Genomic DNA, 14,417 nt, shown 5'->3' with positions numbered 1-14,417 from the left:
GAGAACCATGATGTCTGACACCGCCAGTCGAACCCTCGCTTTCGACGCCGAGCTGGATGCCAGCGGCCTGAACTGCCCACTGCCTCTGCTCAAGGCCAAGCTCGAGCTCAATCGCTTGCCCAGCGGCGCCGTGCTCAAGGTGATCGCCACCGACGCCGGCTCCCAGCGCGATTTCCGCGCTTTCGCCCAACTCGCAGGGCACCAGTTGCTGAAGGAAGAGGTCGAAGACGGCGTGTTTCGCTACTGGCTGCGCAAGGCCTGACCCCGGCCCGGGTTCCGGGCCATCCAAGGAATCCTGATGTTCAAGGTGCTTCGCGACTGGGTGCAGCGCTACTTCTCCGACGAGGAGGCGGTGGTGCTGGCCGTGGTCCTGTTTCTCGGCTTCACCGCCGTCCTTACCCTCGGCAACATGCTCGCGCCGGTGCTGGCCGGGATGGTGCTGGCCTTTCTCATGCAGGGGCTGGTCAACCTGCTGGAACGCATACGGTTGCCCCAGACCCTCGCGGTATGGATCGTCTTCACCCTGTTCATCGGCGTGCTGGCGCTGATCCTGGGCGTGCTGCTGCCGCTGCTCTGGCAGCAGCTCAGTACGTTGTTCCAGGAACTTCCGGGGATGCTCGCCGAGTGGCAATCGCTGTTGCTGCTGCTGCCCGAGCGCTACCCGCACCTGGTGACCGATGAGCAGGTGCTGAGGGCCATCGAGGTCACGCGCAGCGAGATCGGCAAGCTCGGCCAGTGGGCGCTGACCTTCTCGCTGTCGAGCCTGCCGTTGCTGGTCAACATCATGATCTACCTGGTGCTGGTGCCGATCCTGGTGTTCTTCTTCCTCAAGGACAGCGAGCTGATCGGCCGCTGGTTCAGCAACTACCTGCCCAGCGAACGCGGCCTGATGACCCAGGTCTGGGACGAGGTGAACATCCAGATCGCCAACTACATCCGCGGCAAGGTGATCGAGATCGTCATCTGTGGCGGCGTCACCTACGTGGCCTTCGTCTGGCTGGGCCTCAACTACGCGGCACTGCTGGCCCTGCTGGTGGGGCTCTCGGTGGTGGTGCCCTATGTGGGCGCGGTGGTGGTGACGGTGCCGGTGGCGCTGATCGCGCTGTTCCAGTGGGGCTGGGGTGACCAGTTCATCTACCTGATGGTGGTCTATACGGTGATCCAGACCCTGGATGGCAACGTGCTGGTGCCGCTGCTGTTCTCCGAGGCGGTGAACCTGCACCCGGTGGCGATCATCTGCGCCGTGCTGCTGTTCGGCGGGCTCTGGGGCTTCTGGGGGGTGTTCTTCGCCATTCCCCTGGCGACGCTGTTCAAGGCAGTGCTGGATGCCTGGCCCCGCAATGGCCCACGCAATGCGGCCCTTGGTGGATAGAAAAGCGCTATCCCCCTACTGGCTGATCGGCGTGTTCCTGAGCCTCTGTAGGATGGCGTAGAGCGGAGCGAAACCCATCACCGCCGATCGATGGGTTTCGCAGTCTCGCGGAACGCCGCCCGACCCGCCCCAGCCATGTACACCAACGAAAAAGGCCGCAATCGCGGCCTTTATTGGATCGGGCTTCAGCCCTTGTTCAGCGCCTGGGCTGCGGCGAGCACCGCATCCACATGGCCCGGTACCTTCACGCCGCGCCACTCCTGGCGCAGCACGCCGTCCTTGTCGATCAGGAAGGTGCTGCGGTCGACGCCCAGGTATTCCTTGCCGTAGAGCTTCTTCAGCTTGATTACATCGAACAACTGGCAGAGCGCCTCGTCCTTGTCGGAGATCAGCTCGAAGGGAAACTCCTGCTTGCACTTGAAGTTCTCGTGGGACTTCATGCCATCGCGGGAAACGCCGAAGATCAGGGTATTGGCCGCCAGGAAGGCGCCGTGCTGGTCACGGAAGCCCTGGCCTTCGGTGGTGCAGCCGGGCGTGCTGTCCTTCGGGTAGAAGTAGAGCACTACCTGCTTGCCCTTGAGGGCCGACAGGCTGACCTCCTGGCCACTGGTGGCCTGGGCGGTGAAATCGGCGACGGGGTGGTCGAGGGAAACGGCCATGTTTCTCGGCTCCTCAGGGATGTTGCGGACGCCAGGGTTCGATCAGGGCGTCCAGGTTCAGGGCATCGGCGAAATCCAGGAACTGGTCGCGCAGCCAGCTGATCTGGGTGCCGGCGGGCAGGGTCACGGTGATGGTGGCGTTGAGCATGGTGCTGCCGGTCTGCGGCGCCTGGTAGGTGTCGCAGGTGAGGTTTTCCAGCTCGACGCGGTGATCGATGAAGAACTGGCACAGCTCATTGAGGATGTCCGGGCGGTAGGCCGCGCTGACATAGGCCACATAGGGCAGCGCCTGGGGACGCATCTCGAGGGCGTTGCTGCGGGTCACATTGGCGGTGAAGCCATGGCGCTTGGACAGCGCAGTCATCCCCGATTCCAGGCGCGCCAGGCCGTCCCAGCTGCCGGAAATCTGCAGCACCAGGGCGCAGAACTCGCCGTGGCGGGTCAGTCGGCTGCTGACCACGGCGCAGCGGTTTTCCTGGCTGGCGCGACACAGCACATTGGTCAGCTCCATCGGGTTGCGGCCCAGGGCACTGATCAGGAGGAATTGTTCGCGGGGCGGGGTGGTGGACATGCAGCATTCCTAAAGCGAGGGGAGGGCGACCGGGGCCGCGCTGTTCAAACGGGGAAGGTTAGCGAAAAGCGGCGCCGGGGGGAATGCCGTAGCCGCCTGACGGCGCTTGCGTTCACCTTGTGCAAGGCCAGAGCCGACAGTACCATTACGGCTCTCTTTTTCCGGCAGGAGCGGTTGCATGATTGCGGGCAGTATGGTGGCACTGGTTACGCCCATGGATGCGCAGGGTCAATTGGACTGGGACAGCCTGGCCAAACTCGTCGACTTCCATCTTCAAGAGGGCACCAACGCCATAGTCGCCGTCGGCACCACCGGTGAGTCCGCGACGCTGGACGTCACCGAGCACGTGGAAGTGATCCGCCGTGTGGTCGACCAGGTCAATGGCCGCATCCCGGTCATCGCCGGTACCGGTGGCAATTCCACTCGCGAATCGGTCGAGCTCACCGCCGCCGCCAAGAAAGTCGGCGCCGATGCCTGCCTGCTGGTGACCCCGTACTACAACAAGCCGACCCAGGAAGGCCTGTACCAGCATTTCCGCCATATCGCCGAAAACGTGGCCATCCCGCAGATCCTCTACAACGTACCGGGCCGCACCGTGTGCGACATGCTCCCGGAAACCGTCGAGCGCCTGTCGAAGATCAGCAATATCATCGGCATCAAGGAAGCCACCGGCGACCTGCAGCGTGGCCAGGAAGTGCTCGACCGCGTGAGCAAGGACTTCCTCGTCTACTCCGGTGACGACGCCACTGCCGTCGAGCTGATGCTGATGGGCGGCAAGGGCAACATCTCCGTGACCGCCAACGTCGCGCCGCGCGCCATGGCCGACCTCTGCGCCGCCGCCATGCGTGGCGAGGCCGCTGCCGCCCGTGCCATCAACGACAAGCTGATGCCGCTGCACAAGGCGCTGTTCATCGAGTCCAACCCGATCCCGGTGAAGTTCGCCCTGCACGAGATGGGTCTGATTCCCGATGGCATCCGCCTGCCGCTGACCTGGCTCAGCCCGCGCTGCCACGAACCCCTGCGTCAAGCAATGCGCCAGTCCGGCGTTCTCGCCTAATCCAAGGAAACATCCCGCATGAAGCGACTGGCCGGACTCTCCGCACTCGCCCTGATCATTTCCAGCACCAGCGGTTGCGGCTGGCTCTGGGGCCCGGAAGGCTACTTCCGCGACCGCGGCAGCGATTACCTGGAAGCGCGCCAGACCGCTCCCATGCAGCTTCCCCCGAATGTCGACGCCAAGCGCCTCGACCCGCTGCTGCCGGTGCCGATGAACGTCGCCAGCAGCCGTGCCGAAGGTGAATTCGAGGTACCGCGTCCGCAGGCCCTGCAGGCCAAGGGCGAAGTCAGCGACTACAGCCTGCAGAAGAGCGGCGACTCCCGTTGGGTGGTCGCCCAGCGCGTCCCGGCGGAGGTCTGGCCGGTGGCCCGCCAGTTCTTCGAGGATGGCGGCTTCCGCATCGCCGACGAGCGCCCGCAGACCGGTGAATTCAGCACCGACTGGCAGCGCCTCGACCAGCTCTCCGGCCCCCTGGCCCGTCGCCTGGGCAGCCGTGTCAGCGGCGTCGAGCCGGACAGCGAAGTCCGTGCCCGCGTGCGCATCGAGCCGGGCGTGCAGCGCAATACCAGCGAAATCTTCGTCACCAGCGTCACCCGTCCGGCGGGCAGCACCGCCGACACCGGTTGGCCGAGCCGTTCCGACAATCCGAGCCTGGAAGCCGCACTGCTGGACGAAATGCTCGCCACCATGGCCCGCAGCGCCGAACAGGGTGGTTCCGTTTCCCTGCTCGCCGCCCGCGACTTCGACGCGCCTAGCCGCGTGACGCTGTCCGAAGACGGCAACGGCAACCCCATGCTCAGCCTCGGCGCCGACTTCGACCGTTCCTGGTCCAGCGTCGGTCGCGCCCTGGAGACCGCCGACGTACGCGTCGACGACCTCAACCGCAGCCTGGGCGTCTACTACATCAACCTCGCCGAAGGCGCGAAGGACAAGGACGAGAAGCCCGGCTTCTTCAGCCGCCTGTGGGGCAGCGACCCCAGCGAGGAAGAGATCGAGGCCCGCGCCGAGCGCTACCAGGTTCGCCTGACCCGCGTCGGCGACAGCGTGCAGGTCACGGTGGAGAAGGACATCAACACCGTGGCCCCCGCCGATGTGGCGCGCCGCGTGCTGACCCTGATCCAGGAAAACCTCGGCTAAGCGGTACGCCGGCTCACGGCGAATCGTGGAAACAACAAGGCGAAACCCCCGGGTTTCGCCTGTTTCGTTTGATAAAGGCGGAAAAACGACATGAGCACACCCACCACCCTCAGCTTGAAGAAGATCTACTCGGGCAAGGTCCGCGACCTTTACGAAATCGACGCCAAGCGCATGCTGATGGTCGCCACCGACCGCCTCTCCGCGTTCGACGTGATCCTCGACCAGCCGATTCCGGAAAAGGGCAAGATCCTCACCGCCATCTCCAACTTCTGGTTCGACAAGCTGTCCGGCATCGTTCCCAACCATTTCACCGGTGACAAGGTGGAAGACGTGGTGCCCGCCGCCGAACTGCCCCTGGTGGAAGGCCGCGCCGTGGTGGCCAAGCGTCTGAAACCCGTGGCCGTCGAAGCCATCGTGCGTGGCTACATCGTCGGCTCCGGCTGGAAGGAGTACCAGAAGACCGGCACCGTCTGCGGCATCCAGCTGCCGGCCGGCCTGAAGGAAGCCTCCAAGCTGCCGCAACCCATCTTCACCCCCTCCACCAAGGCGGCGGTCGGCGACCACGACGAGAACATCTCCTTCGAGCAGTGCGAAGCCATCATCGGCAAGGAACTGGCCGCCAAGGTCCGTGACACCGCCATCGCCCTGTACAGCACCGCCGTCGAATACGCCGCCACCCGCGGCATCATCATCGCCGACACCAAGTTCGAATTCGGCATCGACGAAGACGGCACCCTGACGCTGATGGACGAAGTGCTGACCCCCGACTCCAGCCGCTTCTGGCCGGTGGAAAGCTACGTCGAAGGCAAGAACCCGCCGAGCTTCGACAAGCAGTTCGTCCGCGACTGGCTGGAATCCACCGGCTGGAACAAGGAACCCCCGGCCCCGGCCGTGCCCGCCGAAGTCGCGCAGAAGACCGCCGACAAGTACCGCGAAGCCCTGACCAAGCTGACTTCCTGATGCTTTTGTTCCCCTCTCCCTCTGGGAGAGGGGCCAGGGGTGAGGGCGGTGTCCGGCACCTCGGATTTCCTCTATGCACCGCAACCATCTGAAACCACGCGAAAAAATCGCGCCACGGGCTTCGCCAAAGGCCGATGAGCTGGTATCATGCGCGCCGTTCGGGAAGATGCCGGAGTGGCCGAACGGGACGGATTCGAAATCCGTTGTGTCAGCAATGGCACCTAGGGTTCAAATCCCTATCTTCCCGCCATACATGAAAAGCCCCGCAGACCTTGGTCTGCGGGGCTTTTTGCTTTGGGGCCGCTATCGAGCCCCAGGCGTATCTTCACGCCATCATCTGTCCTGCTCGGAGCCTGCCAGGAGGCTCTCGTAGGTGCGTACGAAGGTTGGGAGATCAGTTCCCAGCACAGCGCACAGATCGCGTATCTGGACGAGATCCAGCCTGCGTGAACCATTCTCCACATCGCTCATGAATGACTGCGGCCGGCCCAGGGCCTCCGAGCATTGGCTTTGCGTCATTCCAGCATTGGCGCGCATTTGCCTGATCAACTGCGTGAGCGTTTCGTACTCCGGGCGGTAGATACCTTTCACCATGTCGGCTGCTCCTTCAGAAACAGCTGACCGTAAATCCGGTTTTGGGATATCTGAATTTGGGATAATTTGCCAATACACCCACGGAGGAGATTTGGCGAGGCTGCCAAGGACCGAACCATGTCCCGCGCGCTTATCCGGCATCGATTCAATGCTTACATCAACCAGTCTGGCCGTTGCTTCTACTGCGGAGTCGCCATGTGGCTGAAAGGGATCGAAGGTTTTGCCCACAAGCACCGCATATCACTGAGGCAGGCAGGGCGCTTCAAGTGCACGGCCGAGCATCTGGTGGCTCGCCGTGAAGGAGGTGGGGATGAGCCGGAGAACATCGTGGCCGCTTGTTCCTACTGCAACTGCAAACGCCACGATCGCAAACAGCCCATGTCGCCGGACCACTACAGGCGCTATGTCCTGGGCAGGTTGCAGAGCCGGCGTTGGCACCAGGATTGGGTCTACCGGTGTGCCGGAGAACTGTTGCCTGCATCTTCGACAAGTGTGTCGTAGCAGGTCCGCGAGCCCGCGCCGGAAACTGCGCCAGCGTTTCTGCTAACGGGAGGTCGCTGACAGTGTCCTCGATATCCCGATTGGCCAGGGCGCGGGGAATGATGGGCTAGGCCTTCATGCGCTGGCGTTCTGCACTCGGTTGCGCAGAGCCTCGAAATAGTTGTCATCGGCGGGGGCTGCAGGCTCGGATGCGGCGCCTTCCAGGAGCAGGTTGCGCAGGCGCTGGCAGTCCTGGTCTTTGCGGATCAGCTCGCACACATACTCGCTGCTAGTGCCATAGCCGCGCTGGCTGACCTGCTTATCGACAAAGCTTTTCAGGGAGTCGGGCAGGGAGATGTTCATGGTGCTCATGGGAGCCAGCCTTTTGGCAAATTTTGCCAAGCCATGTTAGCAGCGGGTGCCCGGGCCAGGTGCCAGGAACGTGCCGAAGCTAGTCATGAAAATGCCCCGCAGATTCCACTCTGCGGGGCGTTTGCTTGCTGGATCCAGGGATTTTCTTCCAAGGCTCACGAGGGCGTCGACACGCACTCGCTCATGGCCGCCTCCCGTTCGATAGGCACCAACGTCTCAAGCCCTGGAACACATCACCGCCGCATTGATCAGCCTTCCCTTGTCCTGCCAGGCATTTCGCTGATAGACGGAAAAGTGGCTCTGGCCTGGGGCGCTGGAGAGTTCCACCAGGCCTGAGGCCTTGGCGGGATCAGTGCTGCCCATGAAGAAAAGGGTCTTGCCGTTCTCCGCCTGGGTGAAGGTTGCCGCGTCGTGCCGGATGCCATCCTTCACGCAGTTCACGTAATCCGTATCGGCTCGGCTCGTGACGCCGGACGTACCGTCGCGGCTGGCCCTGATGTCGGGATTTTGCGCACAGCCTGTTGCGATCAGCAGAGTGGATAGAAGCAGGACTTTGCCGCCAAGAAGGAATGCTGAAGAGTTGCCAGGGTTCGTATTGTTCATGGCTGTTGCTCCAGGCTGGTGCATTTGGCTAGCCCGGTCTGATATTGCCGGCTGGCCGGTCGTGGCAGGGCGCCTGGGAGCGGAGGCCGTCGACTGAGGGGGCGGGAATCCTCCCCCAAGTGGCCGCTGCCTGTGCGGAGTAAGTGTATTCCCCTTTTTCCGTCCTGGATTGAGAGGGAAATGCGCTGGTCTGAAAGCGTGCCGAAGGGGCGGTGCAGCCATTCGAGATGGTGCTGCCGGTCGAGAAACCGTTCCTGTTCCGCAGTCGGTGGTCAGGCCTTCAGAAGTAGAGGTAGAGCGCCGCCGCCGCAACGGAAAGGCAAAGAACCAGCAGTACGGCCAGGGAAACGGGGGGAGGTGACGTGCGGTTGCGTCCCTCGATGATTTCCTGTGCCTGCGGTTGGACGCAGGAGGGCCGGGTGCGTTGCCTGGCCGGGTGGTTCATGGGCTCGCTCGACGCGTTGTCCTGGGCGTCGTCGGTTGGTGTCGTGGTGCGATCCGGGCGCTTCCACGTCCTGCCTTCTGGTTCCGGGTGCGTTTCCTGGAGCCAATTGCGGTCTTCCAGTCCCATACCGACCTCCCTGTCATTGGGTGCTGCAATGAACAACGATAGCCTGGGGATGCCGCAAAACACGTCGCCTATACCCAAGCCTTCGGCCTGCTGCCGATGAAGCCCCCGAGCGGTCGGGGTTTTCCAGGTTCTCTTCACTGCCCATCCAGGGTCTCCATCGGGTTCAGCTTTTGCTGTTGACCGGCCTGGCGGCGCTCCGGGCACCAGGCACTCCATTGTGTCGCTGTACTGTAGGTCATTGCTGATGAGCATCAAGTCGAATTCGCGACTGGCATTGGCCGAAACCTTGCCGAGTTTCGCTTTTTAGGGTGATTTCGTTGGCGTAGCAGCGTTGCGCACACGTCCTGCTGCTGGTGTGGGCATAAGGCCGCGGTGGGGGTGCAGGCTCTGGCGCCACATGGACTTGTTGGCGGCTTCTTCGCTGCCGGCATCCGCTAATGGCCAGTTGCCTTGATCATCTCCGGCGAATTGACACGGAAAAGGCGACAAGCTGCACGTTTTTTACAAGGAGTTGGAAGAACTGAACGACCTTGCGCCAGTCTCTTCTCCTAGGCCTGCCCCAGAGGAAGCCGTACAGGACAGTGGCGCAATGCCATGGCAGGCCGCCTACAGCCACTTCAAAAGGATTGAAGTCATGACCCACAAGAACAGCGTCAGACGTGTTGTTGGTTCCCTGGTTCTCGCTGCTTCCACTTCCACCCTTGCCGCCCCGGTGCCTGAAGGCGATGCCTTCGGCGAGTTCTGGAGCCCCGGCAAGCCCAACCCTGGTATCTGCAAGTCGCCTGTGCTGGTCGGCACGCCGCTGGGCCTGCCGCGCTGCCTCGAGGCGAGCAATGTGATGAGCCGCCTGCAGGCGTTGCAGGATATCGCCACCCTCAACGACGGCAATCGCGCCGCCGGGCTGCCGGGCTACCAGGCCTCGATCGACTACGTGAAACAGACCCTGGAGCGCGCCGGCTACCAGGTGCAGGTGCAGCCGTTCCCCTTCACCGCCTTCTTCCCGAAGGGGCCGGGCACCTTGCAGGCATTGACGCCGCAGCCGGCCAGCTACGTCTGGGAGGAGGACTTCAACTACCTGTCGCAGACCGAGCCCGGTGATGTCAGCGCGCCGGTGGTGGCGGTGGACCTGGCCCTCGGAGCCGGCAATACCTCCACCAGCGGCTGCGAGGCGGAAGACTTCGCCGGCTTCCCCAGTGGCGCCATTGCCCTGATCCAGCGTGGCAGCTGCACCTTCGAAGTGAAGGCGGAGAATGCCGCGGCCGCCGGTGCGGTGGGGGCGATCATCTTCAACCAGGGCAATACCGAAGAGCGCAAGGGCCTGGAGAACGTCACCCTGGGCGACACCTACGAGGGCGGCATCCCGGTGTTCTTCGCCACCTATGACAACGGCGTGGCCTGGTCGCAGACCGCCGGCCTGCAACTGCATATGGTGGCGGACGTGATCCGCGACAAGACCGAGACCTTCAACCTGGTGGCCGAGACTCCGCGCGGCAACCCGGACAACGTGGTGATGGCTGGCGCCCACCTGGACTCGGTGTTCGAGGGCCCCGGCGTCAATGACAACGGCTCGGGCAGCGCGGCCCTGCTGGAGATGGCCGTGCTGCTGCGCAAGGCGCATCCGCAGAACAAGGTGCGTTTCGCCTGGTGGGGGGCCGAGGAGTCCGGGCTGGTGGGCTCGACCTTCTACGTCAACAGCCTGAGCGACGAGGAGCGGCAGAAGATCAAGGCGTACCTGAACTTCGACATGATAGGTTCGCCGAACTTCGCCAACTTCATCTATGACGGCGACGGTTCCTCCTTCGGCCTGCAGGGCCCGCCCGGCTCGGCGGCCATCGAGCGCCTGTTCGAGGCCTACTTCAATCTGCGTGGCGAACCCTTCGAGGGGACCCAGATCGACTTCCGCTCCGACTATGCGCAGTTCTTCGAAGTGGGCATCCCCTTCGGTGGCCTGTTCACCGGTGCCGAGGACATCAAGAGCGAGGAGCAGGCGCAGAAGTACGGCGGCGCCGCCGGCCAGGCCTTCGATCCCTGCTACCACCAGGGTTGCGACGACATCGGCAACATCGATCTGAACGCCCTGGAGATCAACGGCGACGCCATGGCCTTCGCCACCAGTTGGCTGTCGCTGTCGACGAAGATCATCGACGACGAGATCGCCGCCGCCCAGCAAGCCCAGGGGACCACCACGCTGCGCATACAGTCGGTACGCCAGGCCGAGCGCTGGGGTAACCATTACGTCAGATAATGCCTGAGCCCTCTGCGCCGGGGGGCCGGCGCAGAGCCCAGGCCGGCGCCGGATACGCGCCGAAACGAAGCTCCAGGGGCCCACGGCCGCGCAAAGGCCGGTACGGGCCCATACTGGACAAAGGCGATTACCTTTAGTCACGAGGGCCGCCTATGTCTCGTCCGCCTGCGGAAGCCGGCAACGTTCCCGCCCGTGACGGGGATGCGGAAAAACTGCTGGGGATCGTCCAGCGCACGGTGACCGAACTGCGCCCACAGGCTGCACAAGGTTTGCGGGTCACCTTGCACAGCGTGCTGGACCGCGATCTGGGGGTGGACAGCCTGGCCCGGGTCGAACTCTGGTCGCGCATCGAGCAGGAGTTCGCGGTTCGATTGCCGCAGGAGCTGTTCGCCTCGGCCAGCACCCCCGCCGATGTGCTGCACGTCCTGCAGCGCAGCCCGGCTTCCCGGCCGCTGCAACCCACCCGTTCCGGCCATCCTGGCGAGCCCGCCGCGGGCGACCGGCACACACCGGATGCCGCACTGACCCTGATCGACGTGCTGGACTGGCATGTACGCCGGCACTCCGGGCAGACCCACGTGCTCCTGCTGGGGGATGACGAGCAGCCGGACGAAATCAGCTACGGCGCCTTGCAGCAGGGCGCCCTGGCCGTCGCGGCGGGTCTGCAGCGTGGTGGCCTGCTCGCCGGGCAGGCGGTGGCGCTGATGTTGCCCACCGGGCGCGACTTTCTCCTGGGCTTTTTCGGCATCCTGCTCGCGGGCGGCATACCGGTGCCCATCTACCCGCCGCTGCGCCTGTCGCAGATCGAGGATCACCTGCAGCGTCAGGCCGGCATCCTGCGCAACGCCGAGGCCAGCGTGCTGATCACCGTCCCCGAGGCGAGGCTGCTGGCCCAGCTGCTCCGCCCCCTGGTGCCGAGCCTGGCGCGCATCGCCAGCGTTGCCGAGCTGGGTGGCGAGGGGCGCGAATGCGCGACGGTGGTGCGGCAGCCGGACGATATCGCCTTCCTGCAGTACACCTCGGGCAGCACCGGCCAGCCCAAGGGGGTGATGGTGAGCCACGCCAACTTGCTGGCCAACCTGCGTGCCATGGGCACCGTGCTGCAGGTGGGGCCGGGTGACCTGTTCGTCAGCTGGCTGCCCATGTACCACGACATGGGGCTGATAGGCGCCTGGCTGGGCAGCCTTTACTACGGTTTCAATCTGGTGCTGATGTCGCCCCTGGCCTTCCTGTCCAGGCCGGCGCGCTGGCTATGGGCCATCGACCGCTTCCGCGGCACCCTGTCGGCGGCGCCCAACTTCGCCTACGAGCTGTGCCTGAACAAACTCGCCGACAGCGATCTCGAAGGCCTGGACCTGAGCAGCTGGCGCCTGGCCCTCAACGGCGCCGAGCCGGTCAGCCCGGCCACCCTGCAGCGCTTCGCCGAGCGTTTCGCGCGCTACGGCCTGGCACCGACTGCACTGACGCCGGTCTTCGGCCTGGCCGAGGGCACCCTGGGCGTGTCTTTCCCGCCCCTGGGCCGAGGGCCGCTGGTCGACCGGGTGCAGCGCGAGGCATTCCAGCTTCGCGGCCAGGCACTGGCGCCAGGGACGGACGATAGCGCCACCCTCAGCTTCGTCTCCTGCGGCCGCCCCCTGCCGGGACACCAGATTCGCATCGTCGACGACCGCCGCGTCGAACTTCCCGAGCGCCGGGAAGGTCACCTGCAGTTCAGCGGGCCTTCGACCACCTCGGGTTATTACCGCGCCCCGGAGGAAACCGCCCGGGTCCTGCGCGATGGCTGGATGGACTCCCTCGACCTCGCCTACATGGCCGATGGCGAGGTCTATCTCACCGGCCGCGCCAAGGACCTGATCATCCGTGCCGGGCGCAATCTCTATCCCTACGATGTCGAGACGGCGGTCGGCAACCTGCCGGGCCTGCGCAAGGGATGTGTCGCGGTATTCGGCAGCCGCGACGCGGCCAGCGGAACCGACCGCCTGGTGGTGATGGCGGAAGCCCAGGAGCAGGAGGAGGGGGCGCAGCAGCGCCTGCGCCAGGAGGTCAACCGCATACTGGTCGACCTGGCTGGCGTGCCCCCCGACGATATCGTCCTGGTCCCTCCCCATAGCGTGCTGAAGACGTCCAGCGGCAAGATTCGCCGTGCCGCCTGCCGTGAACTGTACGAGCGCGGTGAAGCGGGGCGGCCACGCCTCGCCCCGTGGCGCCAGGTGTTGCGCCTGCTGGCGCAGGCCATGCGTGGGCATCTCGGCCGTGGCTGGCAGGGCGCGCGCGTCCTCTCCTATGCCGTGTATATCTGGCTGCTGTTCTGGCTGGTCACGCCGCTGACCTGGCTGGGCGTTGCGATCCTGCCGCAGGGGCGCTGGTGCCGCACCTTCGTGCATTGGGCGGCACGGTTGTTCATCCGCCTGGCCGGGGTGCCGTTCAGCGTCGAAGGGCTGGAACATCTGCCGGGGGAGGGGGCCTGCGTGCTGGCCGCCAACCATGCGAGCTATCTCGATGGGGTCATCCTCTGCGCCGCGCTGCCGCCGCGGTTCGCTTTCGTCGCCAAGCGCGAACTGGCGGGCCAGTGGATCCCCAGCCTGTTCCTGCGCAAGCTCGGCGCGCTGTTCGTCGAACGCTTCGACCTGCAACGCAGTGTGGCCGACAGCGAGGCCCTGGAGCGGGCGCTGCGGGCCGGCCAGTCGTTGCTGTTCTTCCCGGAGGGCACCTTCACCCGTGAACCGGGTTTGCGTGCCTTCCACATGGGCGCCTTCGTGCTGGCCGCCAATACCGCTGTTCCCTTGCTGCCGGTGGCGATCCGTGGCACCCGCACGGTGCTGCGCGATGGCCAGTGGTTCCCGCTCCGTGGGGCGATCCATGTCAGTGTCTGCGCGCCTCTGCTGGCGGAGGGGCCGGGCTGGCCGGAGTCGATCAGGTTGCGGGATGCGACCCGGGCCGTGCTGCTGGAACGCCTGGATGAGTCGGAACGCACCCTGAGCTTCAGTTGAGGGCGCTGGCCGGGGGGACGGCCTTCCGTCTTCCCGGATTGACGCGGAGCAGGTAGCGCGATTTACTGTATATAAATACAGTATCCGTAGGATTTCCCCCGATGGCCTTGGTGATTGTTCCTGGCCCTTTCGGCAGCCCTTTCCCGGGGCTGCCGTTTTTTTCTTCCGGCAATGGGTCGAGGTGATGGGCGCTGTCGTTGCCCTCGACACCCTGCTCAACGAACGGCGGGTATGGAAGGGCCAGCCCGGCGCGCAGCCGGCCGGCAGCGACCAGCCCACCGGCCTCGTCGCCCTGGACAGGGTCCTGCCCGGCGGTGGCTGGCCTGAAGCCGCGCTCAGCGAAATCCTTGTCGCGGCTGCGGGGCTCGGCGAGTTGCGCCTGCTCTGGCCCACCCTGGCGCGGCTGACCGGCAGTGCCGAGCGGGTGGTGCTGGTGGCGCCGCCCCATATCCCCTATCCCCAGGCCTGGCAGGCCGCCGGCGTCGACCTGCGCTGGCTGGCGCTGGTGGAGGCCAGCGGCCGCGACGCGCTCTGGGCCGCCGAGCAGTGCCTGCGTTCCGGCAGTTGCGGCGCGGTGCTCTGCTGGCCGCAGCAGGCCGACGACCGCGCCTTGCGCCGCTTGCAGGTGGCCGCGGAAAGCGGCCAGACCCTGGCCTTTGCCTATCGCCCCCTGGATGCCGCCCTCAACCCTTCGCCAGCGTCCCTGCGCATCGCCGTCGACGGGTTGCCGGCGCAATTGCGGGTGCTCAAGTGCCGGGGCGGTCTGCCACCGGCGAATCCCATCGCCCTGGCCCGGTGAAGCCGCC

At 65.1% G+C, this 14,417-nt stretch carries 15 protein-coding genes and 1 tRNA gene; 10 read left to right on the top strand and 6 right to left on the bottom strand.

What is annotated here, in order from left to right:
- The first annotated feature begins 10 nt into the window (after window positions 1-10).
- Both ACFPU0_RS21425 and ACFPU0_RS21420 read left to right on the top strand, forming a co-directional pair.
- Window positions 11-262 (top strand): sulfurtransferase TusA family protein, encoded by a 252-nt coding sequence (locus ACFPU0_RS21425; protein WP_377695302.1) that lies wholly within the window; start codon window positions 11-13, stop codon window positions 260-262.
- 36 nt (window positions 263-298) lie between these two features.
- The gene (locus ACFPU0_RS21420) at window positions 299-1,372 is read left to right on the top strand and encodes an AI-2E family transporter (protein ID WP_377695301.1); all 1,074 of its coding nucleotides are present in this window, start codon (window positions 299-301) and stop codon (window positions 1,370-1,372) included.
- Between the two features lie 185 nt (window positions 1,373-1,557).
- Here ACFPU0_RS21420 and ACFPU0_RS21415 read toward each other — a convergent pair whose 3' ends face one another.
- Complete coding sequence (locus tag ACFPU0_RS21415; RefSeq protein ID WP_377695299.1) at window positions 1,558-2,031, bottom strand: peroxiredoxin; 474 nt, start codon at window positions 2,029-2,031, stop codon at window positions 1,558-1,560.
- Window positions 2,032-2,044: 13 nt separating this feature from the next.
- Entirely contained in the window at window positions 2,045-2,602 is a 558-nt protein-coding gene (locus ACFPU0_RS21410; protein ID WP_377695298.1) for a glycine cleavage system protein R, read from the bottom strand.
- 178 nt (window positions 2,603-2,780) lie between these two features.
- Here ACFPU0_RS21410 and dapA point away from each other — a divergent pair, with 178 nt between their 5' ends.
- The 4 genes from dapA to ACFPU0_RS21390 all read left to right on the top strand — a co-directional run bounded on the left by dapA (window position 2,781) and on the right by ACFPU0_RS21390 (window position 6,006).
- Window positions 2,781-3,659 carry a 4-hydroxy-tetrahydrodipicolinate synthase gene (gene dapA, locus ACFPU0_RS21405; RefSeq protein WP_377695297.1) on the top strand — a complete coding sequence of 293 codons (879 nt, stop codon included), beginning with the start codon at window positions 2,781-2,783 and terminating at the stop codon, window positions 3,657-3,659.
- A gap of 18 nt (window positions 3,660-3,677) precedes the next feature.
- Window positions 3,678-4,796 (top strand): outer membrane protein assembly factor BamC, encoded by a 1,119-nt coding sequence (gene bamC / locus ACFPU0_RS21400; protein ID WP_377695296.1) that lies wholly within the window; start codon window positions 3,678-3,680, stop codon window positions 4,794-4,796.
- A 90-nt stretch (window positions 4,797-4,886) separates the two neighbouring features.
- Window positions 4,887-5,756, top strand: a complete 870-nt coding sequence (locus ACFPU0_RS21395) for a phosphoribosylaminoimidazolesuccinocarboxamide synthase (RefSeq protein ID WP_377695295.1) — start codon at window positions 4,887-4,889, stop codon at window positions 5,754-5,756.
- A gap of 160 nt (window positions 5,757-5,916) precedes the next feature.
- Window positions 5,917-6,006, top strand: a tRNA-Ser gene (locus ACFPU0_RS21390).
- A gap of 83 nt (window positions 6,007-6,089) precedes the next feature.
- Here ACFPU0_RS21390 and ACFPU0_RS21385 read toward each other — a convergent pair.
- Window positions 6,090-6,350, bottom strand: coding sequence for a helix-turn-helix domain-containing protein (locus tag ACFPU0_RS21385; protein WP_377695294.1), 261 nt, complete (start codon window positions 6,348-6,350; stop codon window positions 6,090-6,092).
- A gap of 117 nt (window positions 6,351-6,467) precedes the next feature.
- Here ACFPU0_RS21385 and ACFPU0_RS21380 point away from each other — a divergent pair, with 117 nt between their 5' ends.
- Window positions 6,468-6,851: an HNH endonuclease gene (locus tag ACFPU0_RS21380; protein ID WP_377695293.1), complete on the top strand. Its 384-nt coding sequence runs from the start codon at window positions 6,468-6,470 to the stop codon at window positions 6,849-6,851.
- A gap of 114 nt (window positions 6,852-6,965) precedes the next feature.
- Here ACFPU0_RS21380 and ACFPU0_RS21375 read toward each other — a convergent pair whose 3' ends face one another.
- The 3 genes from ACFPU0_RS21375 to ACFPU0_RS21365 form a co-directional block, all read right to left on the bottom strand.
- On the bottom strand, window positions 6,966-7,202 hold the full coding sequence (locus ACFPU0_RS21375; RefSeq protein WP_377695292.1) for a ribbon-helix-helix domain-containing protein: 237 nt from the start codon (window positions 7,200-7,202) through the stop codon (window positions 6,966-6,968).
- Between the two features lie 216 nt (window positions 7,203-7,418).
- Entirely contained in the window at window positions 7,419-7,805 is a 387-nt protein-coding gene (locus ACFPU0_RS21370) for a hypothetical protein (RefSeq protein ID WP_377695291.1), read from the bottom strand.
- 280 nt (window positions 7,806-8,085) lie between these two features.
- Window positions 8,086-8,376 (bottom strand): hypothetical protein, encoded by a 291-nt coding sequence (locus ACFPU0_RS21365; RefSeq protein WP_377695290.1) that lies wholly within the window; start codon window positions 8,374-8,376, stop codon window positions 8,086-8,088.
- A gap of 634 nt (window positions 8,377-9,010) precedes the next feature.
- On the opposite strand from ACFPU0_RS21365, the gene ACFPU0_RS21360 reads away from it, so the two are divergent.
- The 3 genes from ACFPU0_RS21360 (at window position 9,011) to imuA (ending at window position 14,410) form a co-directional block, all read left to right on the top strand.
- The gene (locus ACFPU0_RS21360) at window positions 9,011-10,621 is read left to right on the top strand and encodes a M28 family metallopeptidase (protein ID WP_377695289.1); all 1,611 of its coding nucleotides are present in this window, start codon (window positions 9,011-9,013) and stop codon (window positions 10,619-10,621) included.
- A 152-nt stretch (window positions 10,622-10,773) separates the two neighbouring features.
- On the top strand, window positions 10,774-13,611 hold the full coding sequence (locus tag ACFPU0_RS21355; protein ID WP_377695288.1) for an AMP-binding protein: 2,838 nt from the start codon (window positions 10,774-10,776) through the stop codon (window positions 13,609-13,611).
- Between the two features lie 184 nt (window positions 13,612-13,795).
- Window positions 13,796-14,410, top strand: a complete 615-nt coding sequence (gene imuA, locus ACFPU0_RS21350; RefSeq protein WP_377695287.1) for a translesion DNA synthesis-associated protein ImuA — start codon at window positions 13,796-13,798, stop codon at window positions 14,408-14,410.
- Window positions 14,411-14,417 lie beyond the last annotated feature (7 nt).

Source organism: Pseudomonas sp. GCM10022186, assembly GCF_042656385.1.
In the GTDB taxonomy this organism is placed as follows: Bacteria; Pseudomonadota; Gammaproteobacteria; order Pseudomonadales; family Pseudomonadaceae; genus Metapseudomonas.
The sequence above is the reverse complement of the archived record's forward strand: the minus strand, read 5'-3'. Positions and strand labels throughout refer to the sequence as shown.

Bases quoted from the DNA above. Each gene is read 5' to 3' on its own strand.
- ACFPU0_RS21355 (WP_377695288.1), top strand. From the start codon at position 10,774: ATGTCTCGTCCGCCTGCGGAAGCCGGCAACGTTCCCGCCCGTGACGGG.
- ACFPU0_RS21360 (WP_377695289.1), top strand. From the start codon at position 9,011: ATGACCCACAAGAACAGCGTCAGACGTGTTGTTGGTTCCCTGGTTCTC.
- imuA (WP_377695287.1), top strand. From the start codon at position 13,796: ATGGGCGCTGTCGTTGCCCTCGACACCCTGCTCAACGAACGGCGGGTA.
- ACFPU0_RS21420 (WP_377695301.1), top strand. From the start codon at position 299: ATGTTCAAGGTGCTTCGCGACTGGGTGCAGCGCTACTTCTCCGACGAG.
- bamC (WP_377695296.1), top strand. From the start codon at position 3,678: ATGAAGCGACTGGCCGGACTCTCCGCACTCGCCCTGATCATTTCCAGC.
- ACFPU0_RS21395 (WP_377695295.1), top strand. From the start codon at position 4,887: ATGAGCACACCCACCACCCTCAGCTTGAAGAAGATCTACTCGGGCAAG.
- ACFPU0_RS21380 (WP_377695293.1), top strand. From the start codon at position 6,468: ATGTCCCGCGCGCTTATCCGGCATCGATTCAATGCTTACATCAACCAG.
- ACFPU0_RS21385 (WP_377695294.1), bottom strand. From the start codon at position 6,350: ATGGTGAAAGGTATCTACCGCCCGGAGTACGAAACGCTCACGCAGTTG.
- ACFPU0_RS21365 (WP_377695290.1), bottom strand. From the start codon at position 8,376: ATGGGACTGGAAGACCGCAATTGGCTCCAGGAAACGCACCCGGAACCA.
- ACFPU0_RS21410 (WP_377695298.1), bottom strand. From the start codon at position 2,602: ATGTCCACCACCCCGCCCCGCGAACAATTCCTCCTGATCAGTGCCCTG.
- dapA (WP_377695297.1), top strand. From the start codon at position 2,781: ATGATTGCGGGCAGTATGGTGGCACTGGTTACGCCCATGGATGCGCAG.
- ACFPU0_RS21425 (WP_377695302.1), top strand. From the start codon at position 11: ATGTCTGACACCGCCAGTCGAACCCTCGCTTTCGACGCCGAGCTGGAT.
- ACFPU0_RS21415 (WP_377695299.1), bottom strand. From the start codon at position 2,031: ATGGCCGTTTCCCTCGACCACCCCGTCGCCGATTTCACCGCCCAGGCC.
- ACFPU0_RS21375 (WP_377695292.1), bottom strand. From the start codon at position 7,202: ATGAGCACCATGAACATCTCCCTGCCCGACTCCCTGAAAAGCTTTGTC.
- ACFPU0_RS21370 (WP_377695291.1), bottom strand. From the start codon at position 7,805: ATGAACAATACGAACCCTGGCAACTCTTCAGCATTCCTTCTTGGCGGC.